This is a genomic window from Dorea sp. (assembly GCF_977044405.1).
Window position 1 is genome coordinate 107,861 of record NZ_CDRRQK010000004.1, and the last position, 21,392, is coordinate 129,252.

Consider the following 21,392-nt stretch of genomic DNA (forward strand, 5'->3'; position numbering starts at 1 on the left):
TCCTACATCATACTACCAAACAACAGGTCCGTCTCCGGAAGACGTTTATTATCCAGCGCCGCAGCCGGTGTAAATGTCATCTCCCCGAACCTGACTCCCTGTTCCGTCACATACAGGTCCACCCTTACAAATGGAAATCCTTTGCTCAGTCTGTCTGCTACTGCAAATGCCTCGTCCAGTCCTTCCGGCTTTGGAAGCGAGAATCCTTCCGGTGCATTTACTGAATCCCGGTTGATACGCATCAGGTTAAAGTCCCGGTCGAAGAAATAGAACTTCGGCCATCCTTCTTCTCTTCCCACGCATAACATTACACAGTAAGCCTTGCCATGGAAACAATAGAACTTGTAATCCTCCGGCGGCAGGCCATCCGGATCTCCCAGATACTCTTCCACGATGATCTTCTGCTCCATATTCCGGTACTGAAGCTCTGAAAAATATGCCCAGAATGGTTCTTTTCCCCATTTTTCCAGCTTTTTCACCGTCGCCGGAATATCCAGATCTTTTTTAGACGGACAGATAATATTATAACCACATCCAAAATTCCACTTCATCGCAAAGCTCTCCGGAAGACTCTCCCAGTCAATGTCCGATGGCTTATCATAGACTGCAATAAGCTTCGTCAGACAATTTTCAAGTTCACAGCTTTCTATATATTCTCTTACCCTGTACTTGTCCGCACATTTTCTGACGACTTCATTCTGCCCATACGATTCCAGCTTTAATTTTAAAATTTTCTCATTCAGTGTCTTCGGATTCTTAAGGTCCGGGAACCGTCCAAATTTTTTCAAAAATAAAAGCTTTGTATTCCATCTCGGCGATAGATAAGAAAGTGCTATGTAAAATGCACGTGATGCCTTACTGATCTTCTTCTTTTTCACACTTTACGCCTCCCCGTCATTTTCCAGGATCAGCTCTTCTGCTGCCGTCAGGGAATCCATCAGACAGTCGATTACGAATCTGGAACGTTTTATAATCGATCTGTATTCCTGTTTGGAAGATACATATTGATAATGTAGTACTGAGATAGACGGATCATAAAGCACCACACTCTTTTCCTTTCTGCAGATCCAGTCTAAGATCTCCATCTCGTAGTACATATACGTCTTTGGATAAAATGGTTCCGGATGTATCTCCAGATATCTTTCCGAAAAGATCACGCAGGAGCCATGCAGTACAATTCCTTCTGCCGGAGCCGTGGTATCGATGTGCTGTCTGGCGCGTTTTCTTCTCTGCACCTGCTTCCAGATTGCCGGACTGTTCTTTTCGCCGCTGCTAAGAAGCAGAAGGATAGGATTCTTCGTACGTTCTACACTTGCCCGCTTTTTCCGTACAGAATCCAGCGTACATCCATGCATACTCTTCGGATTCTGGTGAATCCCGGAAAATACAGATACAATATCCGGTCCAAGTACGTCAAATGGTTGTTTTTCATAGATTTCCCCGATCCTTTTGCAGAAATCTTCCTGCAAGATCTCCACATCATTATTCAGTACTACGGTAAATTCCGGTTTTTTATGCTCACGTACCCATTTCACTCCAAGATTATTTCCCTTTGCAAACCCTGAATTTTCCGGGTTTAATATCACCTTGATCTCCGGGCAGGATGCATACTCATCCAGAAGTACCTGTCCACTTCCGTTCGGAGATGCATTGTCTACTATTACAATCTGCTTTTCTCCCGGTAGTGCCTGTATCTTTTCCACGCATCTTCTTGTCATATCTGCTGCACGGTAATGCAGGATTACAAATGCAATCATCTTGAAACCTTCCTCTCTGGCCGGATGAAGCAGCTTCTGAGCCTGTCTGCCATCCAGTAACCCCAATCGTAAAAACTTCTGCTAAGTAAATAGCTTTCTTTAAAATGTGCTGCTGCCACAGCCGGATCTGCTTCATGTACCCTTTTCCCAAGTCTCCGGTTCATGACTGCCTTGCTCTTCGGATACATCTCATATAGTGCTTCGTGCTTCTTATATAAATGTAACAGATGCGGATAAGATTTTACCCTCGATGAGATACTGTCAGCTCCCACTTCCGAATCCACTAATGCATCCGGAAGATATCCCAGTGTAAAATCTTTCGCTGCACGGATTCCAAAATCCCAGTCCTGATATCTGCGGATCTCTTCATCGAACTGCACTTGCTCCCATACATTTTTCCACATCAGCATGGTCTGTGTACTGGCCCTGTTCTCTGCAAGAAAGTCCTCCAGCGCATGCTCCGGATGGAATCCATGTACCGGGAAGTGAAAATGATTGCCATTCTCCGCGATCCGGTTCATCCCGCAAAAGCAAAGATCCACTTCATGTTCACACAAAAAGCGGTATTGTTTTTCAAGCTTGTCCTCATACCAGGTATCATCACTGTCCTGGAACGCGATCAGCTCACCCTTTGCTCTCTTCGCTCCATAGTTTCTTGCATAACAGGCTCCCCGGTTCGTCTCATATCTCAGATAGTGAAGTCTCGGGTCTTCTATCTCATGGAACAATTCTTCCGTTCCATCTGTCGAAGCATCATCGACAACCAGTACTTCTATATTGCGATATGTCTGAGCGAGAACACTTCTTATACACTCCGGCAGTTGTTTCTTCCTGTTATATGTAGGAATTACAACTGAGATCAGCTTGCATCTTTCTTTTTCATTCATATGGAAATGCCTCCCTCATCTGTCGTTTTTTCTCCTCCACAAGCTCCGGCAAAATCTGATATTCCTTTTCTATCTCAGAAAGTTCCGGCATAGCTTCTGTTCTGAGATCTCTTGGCTTCTGCGTGATGCCGTAAGCAGAATAATAATCATCAAACTTATATCCGTCACCCAGCAGACGATCGCCAAATACCAGATACATATTCGGAATGTGAAAACTGTCTGCTACGATCAGACCATGCAGGCTGCTGGATAAGACATATCTGCATTTGGCAATCTCTTTTACCACCTGCAACGGATCATCCTTTACGTTGATAAATTTTGATCCCGGATATTGTTTCATCAGTTCTTCTACTTTCGGATCTTTCAGATCACAAAGATGCGGGATGATGCCTACTTCGTATTTCGTTTCTGGGATTTCATCCAGAAGGTCTGATGCAAGAATTCCTGCATCCGCCATCGGGATATCAAGTTTCTTGCCCGTCATCCGCTCTACATTCTTCCTTGTCAGTTCACCTCTGACCGCACAGAATTCCATGTTCTTTTTAAAAAATGTTCCTTCTGCGTCCGAATAATTGATGAACCCGGTTCCCCAGATATACACATGTGGTTTCCGGATCCCATTGATCCGCTGCTGCAGACGCATCGATCTGGTCCCATGCAGGGTATACTGTCCGAGACAGCTCCCGATCCCGCATAACTCCCCATCAAGAAACGAGCACCTTTCTGCCTGATAGCCAAAACACTTTTCCACGATCAGCTCATTCAGACAATCTCCCATATTGCGCAGTTTGGAATAATATATTTTAATCTGTTCTGCCATATTTTCTATGCTCCTTTCTTATATCGCATATGCGTATTTGCATATTTATACACGGCCTGTATACTCCAACGTATATCCGGAATTTTATTAAAGTTTCATCACAACCCGTTCATATCTTCCGTCATCTTCAAACGGAATATCATTCACTGCATCAAACAATGGCTGATATCCATATCCATCCGTAATCCATCCATATCCGGAATACTGTGCGGTGTTAAATCCAGGTATGGTGTTAGCTTCTATTAATACCGGTCCGTCTTCGGTAAGTGCCACGTCCCAGCCGATATTCGAGATCTTGCTTCCAAGCGGTACCGCCCGTTTCATCATCTCGATCGTCTTATCCCAGTGCTTAAGCTGGATCCCCTGAAATGCAACACCTGTCATCGGATGTACTTTATATTCCGCCATCTTATTCTGGTCTACCGCATCGGTCAGTACCTTTCCTGTCCGGATATCCACAACTGCTGTCAGTGCATCCTGGCAGCCATTTGCAATATCTTTATAAAGAGCAGATGTCAGTACCGGTGCGAACAGGTAAGATCCATACGGAGATGTCAGGGAATAAAATCTTACGACACTTACTGCGCTTGGATTCAGTTCATTTAACACATCATCCTGACGGATGTATTCTTCGACGATTCCGTTGCCGCCGTTACGGATACAGTCAAGTGCTGCCTCTATCTCATCTTTTCCGGTAACAGCCAGAACTTTGACACCCTTTCCCTGCCCTTTACAGTTTGGTTTATAGACAACCAGCCCTGTTCCTTCTGCGAGCATCTTCAATACATCTTCCGTTACATCCGATGCCTGTACACATTTCCGTCCGTAAAAATCAGAAAAGACTTTTGAAAATATGTATTTGTTCATGAGGATTCCGATGTATCTTCTGTCTGTATATTTTTTTCGGAATTCCATGCGGGACCAGAGTGTTGATACCGTCTTTTTCTGTTCCTGGTTCAGATCGTGGAATCCGGTCCATTCATATTCTTTAAAGGAAATATGATTGTATTTTTTTGCCTGTATGATATCTTTTTCTACCTCTGAAGGTTGTAATCCATACTTCTGTGCATACTCAACTGCGAATTGATGAATATGCTTTCTTGAGTTGATGAATCTTGTCAAACCGTTGCCATTTGTCTGCCCCATAACACTTTATCCTCTCTGTCTTTTATATCTACATCTGTGCAATCAATGCTTCCAGTTCTGCTTTTCGTCCTTCTTTCGTTACCATCTGCATGGCTCCCATCTGTGCCGTGCAGTTTGCCTCTACCATGCACCAGCCGTGCTGTGCACTGTATGCCAGATCCCATCCACAGTAATGGTTATCCGGAATCATCATCGCTGCCTCTTTTACCATGGCAACTGCTTCATCCCACTGCGGAATCTGGAATCCTTTGAATCTGATTCCACTGTCTGGATGGCATTCAAAACTATGTCCTTTTTTATCTGCTCCGTCTGTGTAGATCACACCGGTCTCTGGATCGATCAGCGCACTTACACCGCCTGCACTGAAGTTATCCACGAAGCTGTCGCCTCTTCCCATACGCAGTGATGGGTGGAATAACTGAATTTTCGGATCTCCATTTTCGTCTTTGATGATTGCAGTTGGAATTCTCAGTGTATTCACTGATCCTGCATGAATACGTGCCATCTCTTCTCCCTGCTCGATCAGTTCTTCGATGACAGCACCATATTTGCGATAACGCTTATGAGCTTCCTCTACAGATTCATACATAGAAAGAGTTTCTGTTCTTACTGAATTGCCAAATGCCGCATATACCGGTTTTACTACATAGGTCTTATGACGCTCTGCGAATTCTTCCAGTTTCTTTAAATTCTCTTCTGTTGGTTCTTCATTCTTTTTCACACGGATGATCTCACGCTTATACATATCCTGGAATTTCTTATAAGTTCTGTATTTATTCTCCAGAAGATCTGTATTCTTTCTCTGATTCATACGTGGATAATAGCTTAGCCGGATCCCTTCTGTTATGAAGGAATTACGATACTCTGCATCTTTTCCTTCATATCCAAAAAGGAAATATTCACTGTAATAAGAACCATATTTGAACAGGCTCCGAATCATATCCCGGCGGAGCTTTCTCATATACTTTTTATCCTGCATCTCTTCCGGCGTCTTATATTTTGCGATGATCTCATCCATCTCGTGTTCTTTCCTATGATAATAGTACGCCTTCCGGTACCATGATTTAAAACGAATTTTCTTATATATTTTCCTACGTAAATTGCGCAGCACTTTCTCCGCCTCCCGATTCCTTTATTCTCAATTCTCACATACTATCATACCACGGATTGCTCCGCAGCCACGTTGTTTTCTCAATCTTTCCTATTATATCATTGATACACAGGATCTGTCACCAGCAATTCCTTATGAATACATGAGCTACATAGAACCTGCCACTGGCAGCTTCTATTGCATACTGTGGTATAAAATAATGCCGCTATACCAGTCAGGCACAGCGGCATCTTGTTCATTCTTGCTCACACTTTGCAGTCTTCACATTTCAGACCGTGTTGCTCTTTATGCTTCTTCTTTTTTAGCTGTTGTTGTCTTTTTCTTCTTTACAACTTTCTTTTTCTTTGGAGCGAACATATTTTTACGGATACGGTGTGTCTCGTCTCTCATGAACTGTTCTTCATAGATACGGATATATCCTGTATCCTGGATCAGCCATTCTCCATCAATCTTTACATATTTGTCTGTGTAGATTGCAGATCCTTCTACCTGAAGTCCTTCATATGGATCGCCTTTTGCGAAGATCAGCATATCCTGCAGATACCATTTTCCATATGCTACTGTATCACTTTCGAACCATATCTGCGGATTGTGTCCCTGGTGCAGTGTGATCTCTGTCTTTGGCATAGATTTTTTGAAGTAATCTGTGATCTCCTTTGGTCCGTGGAATACAAGTTTACCATTAGAGTATGCTGTCTCGATGTCTGGTGCCATTGTTGTCTCCAGTTCATCCCAGTTCTTTGTATCCAGTGCGCAGAAATATTTGCTCTTTAATTCTTTGATCGCCTGTACATCTTTCAGACGCTGTATCTCTTTTTCTAATGCTTCAAGACGTTCTTCTACTGTCATGATATTCATCCTTCCTTAAATTATATATAGTAGTTTTTCTATCTTAGATTTCCATACCTACTTTGTATGCATCAGCTGTTGCATCGATACCCATGTTAACCTTCTTTGCATCACCGATTACGTTGTATGCGATTCCGAGTTCTTCACATTTTGATGTCAGATCTTCTGTCGGACGTGATTTTGCACCTGTTGCTAATACTAATGTATCGAAGCTGCGTGACTTATTGCTTGTCTTTTTGAATTTATCTGTAAATTTGTAATCAACAGTATGATCACCGATTGCTGTTACTTTGCTTCGGTTGCTCTTCTGGATTGTCTTTCCAGGATATTCAATATCAAGGAACATACTGCGGAGCATACCCATTGCTTTTCCAACACGTCTGCTGTCCATAACACGGACATTTTTCTCGCCTTTGTTAACCAGATACTGTGCTGTCTCGCATCCAACAAGACCACCACCAAGGATCAGGATTTCTCCTTTTGCTTCTGCTTTACCGGCAAGTACATCTTCAGCAGTTACGATATCTGCTCCGTCTACTCCCGGAAGATCTGGCATTGCAAATTCAGAACCTGTAGCTACTACTACATGATCTGGTTTTACTTCTGCGATCATCTCTGGTGTAACAGTTGTATTTGTCTTAATCTCGATACCCATCTTCTTGCACTGTTCAACTTCCCATTTCACAGCATCTTCAAATTCCTGTTTCTTAGGAGCCTTACCAGCTAATACGAATCTTCCACCCGGACATTCAGATGCTTCATATACAACTGGATTGTGTCCACGTTCTTTTAATATCTCAGCTGTTACAAGTCCACCGATACCTCCACCGATGATCATAACGTTTTTCGCTGTTTCTGCCTTTGGCATTCCCTTGTATTCCAGACACAGCATTGGGTTACGTGTACATGTGATATGTGTAGCCTTAGGATCGATAACTTTATCGTAGCATCCTTCTGTACATCCGATACAACGACGGATATCACATTCACGTCCTTCTTTTGCTTTGTTACACCATTCTGCATCTGCAAGCTGTGCACGTCCTACAGCGATCATGTCAATGTCGCCATCTTCGATCAGCTTATTAGCAAGTTCTGGCATATTAACACGTCCAACACCAATTACAGGAATGTTGATTGCTTTTTTGATCTTTGCGATGTTTTCCATATTGAATCCTGGCTCCAGGTTATATGGTGGTACTTCGTATACGGTTGCAAGACTTCTTGCATTACCTCTTGATAAGTCGATTGCATCTACTCCGGCTTCTTCTGCCCAGTTAATGAACTGGATGGTCTCTTCTACAGTTGTAACCTTTGGAAGCATCTCATCTACTGCATCCAGACGCATCAGTAATGGCATGTCTTCCGGCATATTTGCACGCATCTCACGGATGACTTCAAGATTGAAACGGCAACGGTTCTCAAGGCTCTGGTTACCATATTCATCTGTACGTGTATTCAGTGATGGGTTCATGAATTCGTGTGGCAGATATGTATGTGCTCCGTGGAGCTCCAGTGCATCGAATCCAGCTTCCACTGCAAGTTTTGCAGATGCTCCGAACTGTTTTATGATCTCATGGATACGTTCTACTGTAAGTGTCTCTGGAGTTTCCAGTTTATTTGTCTTATCAAAGAAGTCCGCTGGTACAAAACCGCCGTGCCAAATCTGTACGGCTGCTTTTCCACCATTATCATGGATTGCTTTTGTTACTTTCTTAAGTTCGTCTCTGTGATGCTCATTGTAAAGTCCGAGGTACAGATAAGCATGACATTCTGGACAGATAGATACAAGCTCTACTATATTTAATCCACATCCGCCAGCTGCTCTTGCTGCGTGATATGCAGGCAGGTCATCTGCTACGTCGTGTTTGTTCTTTACCAGCTTTGTGTTCATACCCGGAAGTACGATTCTGTTTTTCAGTTCCAGTCCTCTTAATTTAATAGGTGAAAACAATGCATCATAACTCATTTTCGAAATCATCCTCTTTTCTTTCGTTTTTGTAATTGAAGCCATTGTCCCGAAGATCGGTCCGGTCAGGTACGGGAATTTCTGCCGGTGCTTGCGGAACGTATCTGTTTTACGGTAGTAAATCATTTATATCAGCTTTAATACTGTCTTTCGAAAAGCTTGTCTAAATTTTAACATGTACATATTGCCCATGTCGGAACAAAACAAGAATTATAATGCACAAACAATGTACAAAAAATCAAATTTTCCTGTCACAAATCACTAGTTTTCTTCTGTTTTATTTCATTTCCTGTAGTGAAATTCAAAAAAATGTCTGTATTTTCAGAAGTAATTTCTCATGAATTTCTCAAAAAATGTAGATTATTTAACAAAAAAATGTGAAACATGCCACTCCTTGTTCGTTTATACTTAAACGCAACAGATAAATTTCACAAAAATGTTCAGGAGGAAATAAAATGATCACAGATATGAAAAACGCAAAGCTTTTCAGTCCATTAAAGCTCGGAAAAACAACTTTAAAGAACCGTATCGCAATGGCACCGATGAGCATGCATTATGAAGCAACTAACGGAACTGTACCAAAACAGCTGGCAGATATCTTCGTACGTCGTGCAGAAGGAGGAGCAGGCTACGTAGTAATCGACGCTGTAACCGTTGACCATAAATACTGGTATATAGGAAAAACTACAGCACTTGATAAGGATTCACTGGTACCACAGTTTGCAAAATTTGCAAAACGTGTCACAGATGCAGGAAGCGAACTGATCCCACAGATCATTCATCCAGGCCCGGAATCCATCTGTGCCATGAAGGGAATCACACCGATCGGACCATCTGTCAATACAAATGCAAATGGTGATGTATCAAGACCTGCTACTATTAAAGAAATCCAGAAAGTCATCAAACAGTACGGACAGGCAGCACGCCGTGCAGAAGAAGCAGGATGCGGCGGTATTGCATTACACGCAGCACATGCTTACATGCTTCCAGGTGCATTCCTCTCTCCACTTCGTAACAAACGTATGGATGAATACGGTGGAACCATCGATAACCGTGCCCGTCTGATCCTTGAGATCATCGAAGAATGTCGTAAGAACGTCAGTCCAGACTTCCCGATCATCCTTCGTATCTCTGGTTCTGAGCGTGTAGCAGGTGGTAACGGATTAGATGAAATGTTATACCTTGCTCCAAAATTTGAAGCAGCCGGTGTTAATATGTTAGAAGTATCCGGTGGTGTTCAGTATGAAGATATGCAGGATATCATCCCTTCACACAGCCAGAAGATCGGACGTAACGTATATGAAGCTTCTGAGATTAAGAAAGTTGTTAATATCCCGGTATTCGTTGTAGGTAAGATCAACGATATCCGTTATGCAGCTGATATCGTAGAGCGTGGACTTGTAGATGGTGTTTCTCTTGGACGTCCATTACTTGCTGATCCAGACCTTCCGAACAAAGCATACGAGAACCGCTTTGATGATATTACTCCATGTGCATCTTGTGGTGGACGTTGTATCACACCAAAGGATCCTACACATCCGGTATGTCAGTGCCACATCAACCCACTGATCGGTCATGAATATGACTATCCATTCAATCCGGTTGATGAACCAAAGAATGTTCTGGTTATCGGAGCCGGCCCTGGTGGAATGTACGCTGCTGTTATTGCTGCTGAACGTGGACATCACGTAACTGTATGGGAGAAGAAGAACCAGGTTGGTGGTCAGCTTGCACTGGCTGTAGTATCTCCAGGAAAACAGGAAATGTGTAAATGGCTCTCTCACCTTACATACCGTGCAAACAAAGCCGGTGTTACATTTGAATTCAAGAAAGAAGCTACTGTAGAAGCTGTAAAAGAGTTCGCTCCGGATGCAGTTATCGTAGCAACTGGTGCAAGACCATTTATCCCACCATTTATCAAAGGTCTTACAGACTACCCTGTAACTACGACACACGACATCTTAAGCCGTAAAGTAACCGTACCTAAGGGAACTGTATGTATCTTAGGTGGTGGAGAAGTTGCCTGTGAGACAGCTGAGATGCTGATGACAGATGCACGTCCTGCTTCATTCGTTCAGACAGGAAGCATCGGTGATGTAGAGGTAACTATGGTAGAGATGCAGCCACAGCTTATGACAAATGTATGTCTTCCAAACCGTAATATCCTGATGAACAGCCTCCGCAAGGAAGGCGTTAAGACATATGTCAATGCAAAAGTACTGGAAGTTACTGATCATGATGTTAAGATCCAGCATACAACAGACGGTAGCGAAGAATGGCTCAAAGGATTCGACCACATCGTTGTTGGTATGGGATCAAGAAACTACGATCCACTCTCAGAGGAACTTAAGAAATTTGTTCCTGACGTAAGAGTCATCGGTGATGCAGTAAGAACAGGTCTTGCAAGTAAAGCACTTCATGAAGGATACTTTGCAGGTTACGAGGTTTAAGATCTGCAACACAGGTCCATATAAAATCAGAAGAAAACATAATCTTCAAAATAAAATATTTGCACAAATATATAGAACGATTCGTCTGACATAACGAATTCCTCCCGGTGATCACGGTCTTTATCTGTAACATTTACAGACAGATGGCCGTGATCATCTTTATATACAGATATCAGCCGGCATCCGGATCTCTGGGTGCAGTTTTTCCATATCTTCTACTCTGGCGTTTCGTATAAATATACACTTTTCCTAAGAATACACACCATTATACGGGATTATCTGTGAATCTTTTCACGTTCCGCATTGATTTAAAATCTGGTTTATGATAGTCTATAGTTAACTTATTGTGTTGTTATATCAGGAACAAAAATGCAACGTTTCTGTATTAGATAATTTTAGGGAGTGACTATTAACTTTGAAAAACAAAATTCGTCCTTTATGCGAAACTCCAAGAGACGGCATCTTCTGTGGACCGGACAAATATCTGAAGCTGCAGGAACATATCATTACAGGGGAAATGTTCCCAGTCATGGAGTTTGACAGCTACTTTATCCTCGTCAGGGAAGGACATGGTAGTTTTATTATTAATGGAGAAGAATTCTCAGTACAGCCAGGCTGTGTATCGTGGATTCAGTCTTCCCAGGTACTTACTATCTGTCCAGCATTTGGCGAGCAGTTAAAGATCTGGGTCTGTTCCTACGATTACCAGCTTCTGAGCTACTATTCTTTCAGCAACATTGCTCCTACCAAGGAGCTTGAGATTGTCAACAATCTTCCTGTGATCGGACCTGCCGGAGAAGAAGTAGAACAGATCGGGCATCTCTTTTCCCAGTATCGAAAATTAAGCAAAAAGAATACACATGGTTCCGCAATTATCCGCAGTTCCTACCTTAGAAGAATCGAACTGCTCTATAACCGTTTTGCCCGCAGCATGAAAGCAAAATACAAGTTCAGTTCCCTGCCGCTCAGCCGCAAGGCGAGCCTTTATATTGCAGTTCACAGCACATCGAACCTGACACTTTCCGATGTGGTAGGTGCAGTTGCACCGTCCGTCAGTGAATCCGCACTGAACCACGCACTGCTTGTAGCAACCGGACTTAACTTTAACCAGTATCTGAACCGGATGCGATTATTGCTTGCCATGTCATATTTCCTATATGACAGTCTTCCGTTTGACTACATCTCGTCCATATCGGGATTCAATATGGAGATTACTTTCTTCAGACGCTTTAAAGCGATGACCGGTATGACCCCTCAGACATACCTCAAACGGATGTTAAGTGACGGAAAAGACGGTCACGTATACCGCGGAACCATTATGAACGAGACACTGATCTCTGCGATCAGCTATCTATATGAAAATATGACAGAAACAGTTGACGCCGAAACACTTACAAAAGAACTGTATACTTCCGAAAATATCCTGCGCGTTCAGTTTAAAAACCGGCTGAATTCCAGTTATAAGCAGGTATTATCACAGTTCCGTGTCCGCTATGCAGAAGCACTGCTTACCACAACCCATCTGCCGACCATAGATATTGCGATCGAATCCGGATTCGGTTCTGACCGTACAATGGCAAGAGTCTTCTACAGCATCAACGGAATGTCACCTGGAGAATTCCGCAAAAAACGGAAACTCTCAGAAAAAAAAGACAGGTAAGCCAGCTGCCTGATTCTAGATTACGTTACAACATTACATACAAAGTTATACATATAAAAGAAGGTCAAAAAGAAAATGGCAAAAGATACACAACCATCAGGCGATACCGATAATAACATATCGCAAGATCCAATATCCAGCCGTACCGTATTTTCCGGTGCGCATGATTACTTTATTAATAATGTGCTGCCTGATAACATTCAGGCTCATATAACCAAGATCCAGGCTCCTACTTCTTATGCCAACAACCGCGATCAGACATTCATCCTGGTCCGTTCCGGCAAAGGGAAAGCCCTAATCAATGGTGTAGAATATAACTTAAAACCGAATACACTAATCAACCTCGGACCATTTCACCGTTACCGTTTTCTTCCATCTAAGGAAGCACCTCTGGAAATTGCCGAGGCACGTATGAACAGCAGCACTTACGTATACATGATTGCCAACCCTTATCTGAAATGCGAGCAGATGGTCGTTCCATCCCAGCCTCCGGTTGTGCACTTGAGCGGGTTATCTGCACAGATTGCCAACCAATCCATGGATGGGCTTCTCTATGAGGCAAAGAATAAATCCTCAGATCAGATTCATCTCTGCTTCTGCTATATGATGGATTTTCTCGGAATCATTACGGATCAGATGCCAAAGGAATATTTTTCTCCAACTGAAAAAATAGAGAAAAAGACAAAAACAGAACAAAAGATAGAGAAAAAAGATAAAAAGAAATAGCCCGATCTATCGGAAAGAGCAATTTTTTAACAAAGTTTTTTAGCACAAAAAAGTCTCTGCAGATATTCATTCTGACGGAGACTTTCTTTTTATTTTTATTCTTTTTAGATACTTTGTATACATAATCCGCTCATTTTTCACTTTGTCGGTCGTTTTGACTATAAAATGTCACTTTTTGTCTTTTCAAATAGTAGAAAAAATGAACTCCTAACCCGTTGACACGATTAAAATAATGTTAAAATATTATCAGTCATTGAGTTGACGTATCGGTAGTAAATTTTTCGAAGGAACGGGAATCCTCCGGAAAAGACGTAGAAACTCAAAGCAATTTATAAAGTAAGAAAAAGGAAGGGGATTCTAAACATGTTTGAAAAAGAATTCGAAGGAAAAGTAGTATTAGTTACAGGTGGTAGCCGTGGTATTGGATACGCAACAGTAAAAGCTTATCTTGCAGCTGGCGCTAAAGTATATTTCTTAGGAAAAGAAGGCGAAGACTTTACAGAGCAGATCGCTGAATTAAAATCTATCAATCCTGACTATGACTTCGCTGTAAAAGCAATCGACCTTTGCGATTATAAAGCAGCTCAGGAACTCTATGCTGAGATCGAAGAAAAATGGGGAAGACTTGATGTCCTCGTTAACAACGCTGGTACAGACAGCAGTGTTCCAATCCACAAAATGAAACAGTCTCAGTGGGATTATGTTATGAACACAAACTTAAAAGGTATGTTCAACCTTACAAAATATGCAATCAAATACCTTAAGAAAACAAAAGGATGCATCGTTAACACAGCTTCTGTAGCTGGTATCTACGGAGCAGGATGCGGATGCCCTTATCCAGCTTCAAAAGGTGGAGTTATCGCATTTACAAAATCTATGGCTTGGGAGCAGGCTTACGCAGGAATCCGTTGCAACGCAGTAGCTCCTGGAGTAATTGATACAGACCTTCTTGCTACAATTCCTCCATTCGCTAAGAAGAACCTTGCTAAGGGAATTCCGCTTCGTCATATCGGAAAACCAGAAGAAGTTGCTAATGCTATCCTCTTCCTTTCTTCAAGTGCAGCATCTTACATCACAGGTACTGTAATAAATGTAGATGGTGGATACATTCCAGCTAACGTAGCTAACTAATATTAATTAAAAATCGGAAAAAACAATGGATTGCCGGTCGTAATGCTTCCGGCAATCCCTATATCAATAGGATAAATATCTTGGGGATACTAAAGGGGGATAGTGACCGTGAATACCGCACACTTTAATATATTTAACACTGGTGAAGATAGTTTTTTTACGCCTGGAAGGCAGCTTGCGAATATCGCAAAAGTAAAGCCGGATGCTCCGGCCGTAGTATATATTTCACCGGAAAATAAAGAAACGGTTATGACGTGGCATGCCCTCGAAGTCCTTTCCAATCGTATCGCATGGTACCTTATGGAGCAGGGAATCAAGCCTGGTAAGAGCGTCATTGTCGCTCTTCCTAACATTCCGACACACATCGCACTGGCTTTTGGAATCTGGAAAGCGGGCGGATGTTATGTCCCAATCTCTAACAGAGTTCCAAGACGTAATCTTTTAGAGATCTGTGAATGTGTCGCACCTTCCCTGGTTGTTACCAACCGTTGGAAACCAGATAATTATCAAAGTCTTAGTTCGTCTGAACTAAAAAGTATAAGTGAAAATTATCCGGAAGATATGCCGCCCGACATTCTGGCAATTCCTAACCTTGCCAACTGTTCCGGCGGTACATCCGGTAAAACCAAAGTCATCGAACAGAATATGGCAGCCGGCGAAAGCGACGAAGGTCTTAAGACCTGGTTCACCATCTCCGGTATGCGCTTTGAGATGCGCCAGCTCCTTGCCGGTCCTCTCTTCCACGGCGCTCCGCACTCCGTAGCATTTAACGGACTTTACTGCGGAAATACATTATATATGCCTTCCTGCTTTGATGCAAAAGCAATTGTGGCACTCATTAAGAAATATCAGATTGAATATGTACAGATGGTTCCAACTCTCATGCAGCGTATCATCCGCCTTCCGGATTTTCATCCAGAAGACTTAAGCAGTCTGGAAGTCTTCTGCCACACCGGTGGTGTCTGTTCCGCAGACCTTAAGAGAAAATGGTTCGACATTCTCTCACCGGAAAAAATATATGAAATCTATTCCATGACAGAATGTGTCGGCATGACCTTCATCCGCGGGGATGAATGGCTTACCCATCAGGGAAGTGTCGGACGTATGCCATGTGGGCATATCTCCATAAGAGATGACGCAGGAAACGATCTTCCAACCGGCCAGACCGGAGAAATCTTCATGTCCTGGGGACCAAATATGCCAAAAGTTGAATACAAAAATATCGCCCCGCTTAAGAGTGATGAACATGGGTTCAAAAGCGTGGGTGACATCGGATATGTAGATGATGAAGGCTATCTTTATTTTAAGGACCGACGAAGCGACATGATCGTAACCGGTGGTGAAAACGTATTCGCTGCCGAAATCGAAGCAGTCCTGAAAAAACATAAGAAAATAGACGATGCTGTAGTTGTCGGACTTCCCGACAAAGAATGGGGACACAGGATTCATGCATTTGTAGAATCCAATGAACCAGTCAGTGATAAAAGTCTTATAAAATTTGCACTCAATTATCTGCCTCCTTACAAAATACCAAAATCATTTGAACACATCGACCATATTCCACGTAACGAAAGTGGAAAGGTTGTCCGCAGTAAGATGGTAGAACAATATTTACAGAAAACTTCGGAATAGTGTTCTTCTTCAATTACGAAAGGAGAAAAACATGGAGAAAAAGAAATTCAAGGGCTGGGGCGTCCTTGCTGCTGCCTTTATTATGTCATTCATACCTACAGGAATCATGAGCAACTGCTTTTCGCTGTACATGGCTCCGGTATGTAATAACCTTGGTTTCAGCAACACAAGCTGGTCTTTAGTTAACCTGATTGCCTCTTTCGCCAGTGCTATCGGTGCAATGGTGATTGCAGGAATGTATCAGAAGAAAAATATGAAACTTACCATGACCATCGTCACGATCGGTACCTGCCTTTGCTGGGTAGTTGCAACATTCTGTACAGCAATCTGGCAGTTCTATCTGGTATTTGCCCTGTCCAATATCTTTATGGCAGGTCTTACACAGCTTCCAATCTCTATGCTTGTTACAGCATGGTTTGAAGATAAACGTGCAACAATGATGTCTATCGCCTACGCAGGCGGCGGACTTGGCGGAGCCGTATGGTCACCAGTTATTTCCCACTTTATCTCAGCAAATGATACAGGTTGGAAAACTGCTATGATCTTCTCTGCTGCAGTAGTTGCAGTAGTTATGGTGCTGACAGCACTTTTCCTGGTAAAACGTTCTCCTGCAGAGTACGGAACAGAGCCTTACCGCACAGGTGAAGGTGAAAAAACTGCAAAAACAGAAGAGAACTCCGGCGCATGGATCGGTGTATCTAAGAAAGTAGCTACAAAATCCGGCGCATGGTTCTGTGTTATCGGTGTTGTTATGTTCACAGGTATCCTCTCAGCCGGTGTTACAACTCACGTACCTAACTTCGTAACATCTGTTGCACAGGATGGTGGTAAACTTCAGGGAACTGTCCTTTCTGTATACTCTATCGTATCTATCATCGGTATGGTTGCAGGTGGAGCCCTCATGGATAAGATCGGTATCCGCAAAACAGTTCTCGGAGCAGCTGTCCTTGTTATCATCGGATTAGCAAGCCTTTATGCTTACTCTGTAAGCGGTACTGTAATGCTTGCGTTTGGATACTCTATCTTCTTCGCGATTGCTATGTTCCTTCCTAAGGTACTTCCGGCAGTCCTGATGTCAAAAGTATTCGGAACAAAAGATTACGGCGGAATCTATGCATTTGCCAACTTATTCTTCCTGATCGGTGCAGCCTTTGGTTCTGTACTTACATCAATCATTCAGGGAATCGTTGGATACGGAATTACATGGATCGTCTACATGTTCGTAGCTGTTGCACTGTTCTTATGTGTATCTGGTGCATTAAAAGGCGGCGAAAAACTGCAGGAAAAATATCCTCAGGGCGATGAATAATGATTACTGTCTACGCAGTAACATGATTTTACAAAAAACGAAATATGTCACATATACATTTCAAATAATATAAGAAAGGAAATATGAGATGAAAGAAATCAACAACAAATTAACTCAGAAATTTGGTGAATATCCAGCATTTGGTGTTCTCCAGGGTGTAAAAGTATTCGTGACCGGAACAAATATTGCTGGACCATTCGCAGGATCTCTGATGGCTGAAATGGGTGCTCAGGTACTTCAGGCAGAGGCTCCAACAATCGCGTGTCAGACAAGAGGTACTCTTTCATGGTCTCAGAATCACCGTAATGAATACTCTATCACAGTTAACACAGCTAAGAAATCAGGTCAGAAGATCTTCTTAAAATGTATCGAATGGGCTGACATCTGGATCGAAGCAGGACGTCCTGGATCATACGCAAAACGTGGTCTTACAGACAAAGTTTGCTGGGAGCACAACAAAGCCCTGACAATCGTACACGTATCTGGATACGGACAGTTCGGACCTTCTAAAGACAAACCTTCTTACGACGTATCCGGACAGGCAATGGGTGGATATATGTACATGAACGGTGTATCTCCTACATCCGGACCTATGAAGGTTAACCCTTATCTGTCTGACTACATTACAGCATACAATGCTTGTATCGTTGCATTATCAGGATACATCAGTGCACAGCACACAGGTGAAGGTGATTCCTGCGACGTTGCCCAGTATGATACTATGTTCCGTCTGCTTGATAACTATCCGGCAAACTGGTTCAACAAAGGATACCCGAAACAGGGTGAGCCTGTTCCATACCGTACAGGTAACAAGAGTGATATGGCTTCATGCTTCTCATTCTATGATACAAAAGACGGCGGTGCTATGTTCGTAGCTATCGTAGGTCAGGGACCTGTAAAACGTGGATACCCAATCATTGGTATGGGTAAACCTGGTATAACAAAAGGAATTCCTAAGAACTGTACAGGATTCCCTCTGTTCGATCCACGTGGGAAGAAAGCTGATGAACTCTGTGCTAAGTTCTGTGCAGAGCGTACATGTGATGAACTGGAAGAAATCTTCAACAAAGCTGCTATTCCTTGCCAGAGAGCTTACGGACCAGCAGACATCGAGAAAGATCCACAGTATGAAGCACGCGAGAACATCGTTGAATGGGAAGATCAGTGCTTCGGTAAGATGAAAGGTATCGGACTTACAAACATCTTCAAGAAACATCCTTCACAGATCGTTGCTTCTGCTCCTTGCTTCGGTGAACACAACCGTGAGGTTCTGGAAAACTTCGGTTATACAGATGAAGAGATCGATGAACTGTACAAGAAAGGTGATCTGGTTACATGGACTCCTGCTGATACAGCTAAAATTAAGAACTTCGTTGAGTGGGGATTCTTCTGGGATCCTGAAAATCAGGCTAAACGTATTGGACTTGATTATACTCCGAAGGCTGATAAATAAGATAATAATTGAAAGAGCTGCTCTTAAAAAGGGCAGCTCTTTTTTATTCATTATGACCTCTCATGTCGTGACTGGCTACAATAGTATATTAATTAAATGCTTCTTGTATACTTCTTAAGCCACTCCTGCTCTTCTTCATTAAGATACGGAGCGATTACTTCATATACTTTCGCATGATAATCATTCAGCAGTTTCTTATCTTCTGCTGTCATGATATCCGGATTGATCGCATCCAGATCCATCGGAATCAGTGTGATTGCTTCGAAGTACATAAACTGACCGTATTCGTTCAGTGTTCCCTTTCTGGTCAGGAGTTCGTTCTCCAGACGGATTCCGTGGGATCCTTCGATATAGATTCCCGGTTCGTCCGTGATGATCATGCCTTCCTGTAAAACTTCTGTCTCACCCGGACGGAATTTCCAGCGGAATCCTGCAGGTCCTTCATGGATGTTAAGAAGGTATCCGACTCCGTGTCCTGTACCATGGTTGAAGTTTAAGTCTCTATCCCAGAATGGTTTTCTTGCAAGAATATCAAGAACCATACCTGTAGATCCTTCCAGGAATTTTGCGCTTCCAAGCTGTAAGTTACTGATTGCAACCAGTGTGAAGTGGTCTTTCATGATCTGTGGAACTTCGCCGAGTGCATAAGTTCTGGTAACGTCTGTGGATCCTTCGTAGAATCCGGCTCCTGTATCAGTTAAGAACAACTGGCCTTCTTTTAACTCTACATCCGTCTCAGGTGATGATGTGTAGTGTACGATCGCACCGTGTTCTCCGAACGAAGAAATTGGCTCGAAACTTGGACGGATGAAGTTACCCATCTCTGCACGGAACTCATCAAGTTTATCAGATGCGCTCATCTCTGTGATCTTCATCTTGCCGACATTTTCTTTTAACCATTTCATGAATCTTACATGTGCGACACTGTCTTTGATCTGTGCTTTGCGGATATTTTCGATCTCAACCGGGTTTTTGATCGCCTTCATAAGAATTGCCGGATTTCTCTTTTCTACTGTCTTTACATTTTCCGGAATATTATTGAACAGTGCATAGTTCAGTTTTCCAGGGTCGATCATTGCAACCACGTCGTCGCCGAATTTCTTCACGTCATCGTAAATGTCGTTGTATGGGTGTAAGTTTACACCGTCTTTTGCAAGTTTTGCTTTTAACTCTTCATCTAATTTTCTCTCATCGATATACAGTTCGAAACTGTCCATTGTGATGATTCCGTAAGATAATACCAGTGGGAAGAAGTCGATATCATTTCCACGGATATTCAAAGTCCAGCAGATGTCGTCAATGGTAGATACAACGTGTACATTTGCTCCTGATTCTTTCATCTCTTCACGGATTCTTGCAAGTTTGCTTTCTACAGTCTCTCCGGCATATTTTACATCCAGATCAAATGCAGGCTCTTCCGATAATGCCGGGCGGTCCTCCCAGATTTCATCGATTAAATCTACCTGATAATTCACTTTCGCATTATTTTTCGCTGCGATTGCTGCATATCCTTCACCTTCGCCAACGGATACCACTCTTCCGTCAAATCCAAGAGTCTCTCCTGCCTGCAATACCTCTTCGATGTATGCATTCATCTCCGGTACTCCAGGCTCGCCCATCTTCATAAGTTCTACAGTTGTCCCCTCTAACTGTGCTGCTGCCTGGATAAAGTAACGTCCGTCTGTCCAGAGCCTTGCCTCTGTCTTAGTGATCACAGCTGTTCCTGCTGATCCCGAAAATCCTGTGATGAACTTTCTCGCTTTGAAATGTTCCCCAACATATTCACTCTGATGGAAGTCTGCAGTTGGTATTACATACACATCAATGTTCTTTTCTTCCATACACTTACGCAGTGCGGAAAGTCTTTCTGGTACTGTCATGTTTTTGTTCCTCCTTGATATATACAGTGTATGGATATTATACCGCATTTCTTATAATTAATCTTCTATTAATATAGATAATTTTTCTTATCCCTCATAAATAATTTTACTCATGCCATAACGTAGAGAACTTGTCACCGCCCGGCTTTTCCAAGCTCCACCATCACCGGTGTAAGTCCTGCAATATTCCAGCCCTCGAAGCTGATCATACATAATGCCCGGAATAATAATTTCATCGTATCAGATTCTTCCGTCTGATCTGCATGATACATTTTTGCCGCTATCTGATAAACAGCCATCAGAATCGCATTCTTGAATGCCCCGGTCTCTTCGGATTCTTTCCACAGATTCTCCATATCATAGTCATCCGTGTTGCCGCATGGTGCCGCACAGGTTACACATCCCGGTGAGACTGTATATTTTTCATTTCTTACTTTTTCAAGCATCTCACTCATATCAAAGAGACTTGCCGACCAGTCCCCGCCCATTGTAAGGGCTTCTAAGAATACCCGGTTGGTGTTCTCTGTCTTTTCGTTATTCTCACAGGTTCTTGCAAGACCGATAACTGCACCCGTCAGTTTTTGTCTGATTTCTTCTGTCATGATTCTATTTCCC

Annotated in this window: 17 protein-coding genes; 7 read left to right on the plus strand and 10 right to left on the minus strand. The window is 42.7% G+C overall.

From position 1 onward, the window contains the following. Nucleotides 1–2 precede the first annotated feature (2 nt). The 8 genes from ACWJAF_RS03225 to ACWJAF_RS03260 all read right to left on the minus strand — a co-directional run bounded on the left by ACWJAF_RS03225 (nucleotide 3) and on the right by ACWJAF_RS03260 (nucleotide 8,536). Nucleotides 3–878: an ATP-grasp fold amidoligase family protein gene (locus ACWJAF_RS03225; RefSeq protein WP_296031362.1), complete on the minus strand. Its 876-nt coding sequence runs from the start codon at nucleotides 876–878 to the stop codon at nucleotides 3–5. A gap of 3 nt (nucleotides 879–881) precedes the next feature. Then, complete coding sequence (locus ACWJAF_RS03230; RefSeq protein WP_448862175.1) at nucleotides 882–1,757, minus strand: glycosyltransferase; 876 nt, start codon at nucleotides 1,755–1,757, stop codon at nucleotides 882–884. Next, nucleotides 1,754–2,644 (minus strand): glycosyltransferase family 2 protein, encoded by an 891-nt coding sequence (locus ACWJAF_RS03235; RefSeq protein WP_296091746.1) that lies wholly within the window; start codon nucleotides 2,642–2,644, stop codon nucleotides 1,754–1,756. Before ACWJAF_RS03235 ends, ACWJAF_RS03230 begins: the two co-directional genes overlap by 4 nt. After that, entirely contained in the window at nucleotides 2,637–3,464 is an 828-nt protein-coding gene (locus ACWJAF_RS03240; RefSeq protein ID WP_448862178.1) for a polysaccharide pyruvyl transferase family protein, read from the minus strand. The genes ACWJAF_RS03235 and ACWJAF_RS03240 overlap by 8 nt, the downstream gene beginning before the upstream one ends. A gap of 87 nt (nucleotides 3,465–3,551) precedes the next feature. Then, nucleotides 3,552–4,610 (minus strand): sugar-transfer associated ATP-grasp domain-containing protein, encoded by a 1,059-nt coding sequence (locus ACWJAF_RS03245; RefSeq protein WP_296091748.1) that lies wholly within the window; start codon nucleotides 4,608–4,610, stop codon nucleotides 3,552–3,554. 28 nt (nucleotides 4,611–4,638) lie between these two features. Continuing rightward, on the minus strand, nucleotides 4,639–5,721 hold the full coding sequence (locus ACWJAF_RS03250; RefSeq protein ID WP_448862180.1) for a sugar-transfer associated ATP-grasp domain-containing protein: 1,083 nt from the start codon (nucleotides 5,719–5,721) through the stop codon (nucleotides 4,639–4,641). A gap of 285 nt (nucleotides 5,722–6,006) precedes the next feature. After that, on the minus strand, nucleotides 6,007–6,570 hold the full coding sequence (locus ACWJAF_RS03255; protein ID WP_448862182.1) for a nuclear transport factor 2 family protein: 564 nt from the start codon (nucleotides 6,568–6,570) through the stop codon (nucleotides 6,007–6,009). 43 nt (nucleotides 6,571–6,613) lie between these two features. Beyond that, nucleotides 6,614–8,536 (minus strand): oxidoreductase, encoded by a 1,923-nt coding sequence (locus ACWJAF_RS03260; RefSeq protein WP_448862184.1) that lies wholly within the window; start codon nucleotides 8,534–8,536, stop codon nucleotides 6,614–6,616. A 455-nt stretch (nucleotides 8,537–8,991) separates the two neighbouring features. Between ACWJAF_RS03260 and ACWJAF_RS03265 the strand changes: the two genes are divergently transcribed. From ACWJAF_RS03265 to ACWJAF_RS03295, 7 genes are all read left to right on the plus strand, one after another. Further along, nucleotides 8,992–10,986, plus strand: a complete 1,995-nt coding sequence (locus ACWJAF_RS03265) for an oxidoreductase (protein ID WP_296031340.1) — start codon at nucleotides 8,992–8,994, stop codon at nucleotides 10,984–10,986. A gap of 415 nt (nucleotides 10,987–11,401) precedes the next feature. Beyond that, a complete protein-coding gene (locus tag ACWJAF_RS03270) occupies nucleotides 11,402–12,646 on the plus strand; it encodes a helix-turn-helix domain-containing protein (protein WP_448862186.1) in 1,245 nt (414 codons plus the stop codon). Between the two features lie 75 nt (nucleotides 12,647–12,721). Continuing rightward, on the plus strand, nucleotides 12,722–13,372 hold the full coding sequence (locus ACWJAF_RS03275; RefSeq protein ID WP_448862188.1) for a hypothetical protein: 651 nt from the start codon (nucleotides 12,722–12,724) through the stop codon (nucleotides 13,370–13,372). A gap of 363 nt (nucleotides 13,373–13,735) precedes the next feature. Beyond that, nucleotides 13,736–14,503 (plus strand): SDR family NAD(P)-dependent oxidoreductase, encoded by a 768-nt coding sequence (locus tag ACWJAF_RS03280; RefSeq protein ID WP_296031332.1) that lies wholly within the window; start codon nucleotides 13,736–13,738, stop codon nucleotides 14,501–14,503. A gap of 108 nt (nucleotides 14,504–14,611) precedes the next feature. Continuing rightward, the gene (baiB, locus tag ACWJAF_RS03285; protein WP_296091754.1) at nucleotides 14,612–16,135 is read left to right on the plus strand and encodes a bile acid--CoA ligase BaiB; all 1,524 of its coding nucleotides are present in this window, start codon (nucleotides 14,612–14,614) and stop codon (nucleotides 16,133–16,135) included. Nucleotides 16,136–16,166: 31 nt separating this feature from the next. Beyond that, nucleotides 16,167–17,444, plus strand: a complete 1,278-nt coding sequence (locus tag ACWJAF_RS03290; RefSeq protein WP_296031326.1) for an MFS transporter — start codon at nucleotides 16,167–16,169, stop codon at nucleotides 17,442–17,444. 88 nt (nucleotides 17,445–17,532) lie between these two features. Continuing rightward, nucleotides 17,533–18,897: a CaiB/BaiF CoA transferase family protein gene (locus tag ACWJAF_RS03295; protein ID WP_448862191.1), complete on the plus strand. Its 1,365-nt coding sequence runs from the start codon at nucleotides 17,533–17,535 to the stop codon at nucleotides 18,895–18,897. A 92-nt stretch (nucleotides 18,898–18,989) separates the two neighbouring features. Here the strand turns inward: ACWJAF_RS03295 and ACWJAF_RS03300 are convergent, their stop codons facing one another. Both ACWJAF_RS03300 and ACWJAF_RS03305 read right to left on the minus strand, forming a co-directional pair. Further along, nucleotides 18,990–20,777: an aminopeptidase P family N-terminal domain-containing protein gene (locus tag ACWJAF_RS03300; protein WP_448862193.1), complete on the minus strand. Its 1,788-nt coding sequence runs from the start codon at nucleotides 20,775–20,777 to the stop codon at nucleotides 18,990–18,992. A 134-nt stretch (nucleotides 20,778–20,911) separates the two neighbouring features. Continuing rightward, a complete protein-coding gene (locus ACWJAF_RS03305; RefSeq protein WP_296091758.1) occupies nucleotides 20,912–21,379 on the minus strand; it encodes a hypothetical protein in 468 nt (155 codons plus the stop codon). Nucleotides 21,380–21,392 lie beyond the last annotated feature (13 nt).

Excerpts from the sequence above, each read along its gene's own strand:
- ACWJAF_RS03230 (WP_448862175.1), bottom strand. The coding sequence starts at position 1,757 with ATGATTGCATTTGTAATCCTGCATTACCGTGCAGCAGATATGACAAGA.
- ACWJAF_RS03235 (WP_296091746.1), bottom strand. The coding sequence starts at position 2,644 with ATGAATGAAAAAGAAAGATGCAAGCTGATCTCAGTTGTAATTCCTACA.
- ACWJAF_RS03240 (WP_448862178.1), bottom strand. The coding sequence starts at position 3,464 with ATGGCAGAACAGATTAAAATATATTATTCCAAACTGCGCAATATGGGA.
- ACWJAF_RS03245 (WP_296091748.1), bottom strand. The coding sequence starts at position 4,610 with ATGGGGCAGACAAATGGCAACGGTTTGACAAGATTCATCAACTCAAGA.
- ACWJAF_RS03255 (WP_448862182.1), bottom strand. The coding sequence starts at position 6,570 with ATGACAGTAGAAGAACGTCTTGAAGCATTAGAAAAAGAGATACAGCGT.
- ACWJAF_RS03260 (WP_448862184.1), bottom strand. The coding sequence starts at position 8,536 with ATGAGTTATGATGCATTGTTTTCACCTATTAAATTAAGAGGACTGGAA.
- ACWJAF_RS03265 (WP_296031340.1), top strand. The coding sequence starts at position 8,992 with ATGATCACAGATATGAAAAACGCAAAGCTTTTCAGTCCATTAAAGCTC.
- ACWJAF_RS03275 (WP_448862188.1), top strand. The coding sequence starts at position 12,722 with ATGGCAAAAGATACACAACCATCAGGCGATACCGATAATAACATATCG.
- ACWJAF_RS03280 (WP_296031332.1), top strand. The coding sequence starts at position 13,736 with ATGTTTGAAAAAGAATTCGAAGGAAAAGTAGTATTAGTTACAGGTGGT.
- ACWJAF_RS03290 (WP_296031326.1), top strand. The coding sequence starts at position 16,167 with ATGGAGAAAAAGAAATTCAAGGGCTGGGGCGTCCTTGCTGCTGCCTTT.
- ACWJAF_RS03295 (WP_448862191.1), top strand. The coding sequence starts at position 17,533 with ATGAAAGAAATCAACAACAAATTAACTCAGAAATTTGGTGAATATCCA.
- ACWJAF_RS03300 (WP_448862193.1), bottom strand. The coding sequence starts at position 20,777 with ATGACAGTACCAGAAAGACTTTCCGCACTGCGTAAGTGTATGGAAGAA.
- ACWJAF_RS03305 (WP_296091758.1), bottom strand. The coding sequence starts at position 21,379 with ATGACAGAAGAAATCAGACAAAAACTGACGGGTGCAGTTATCGGTCTT.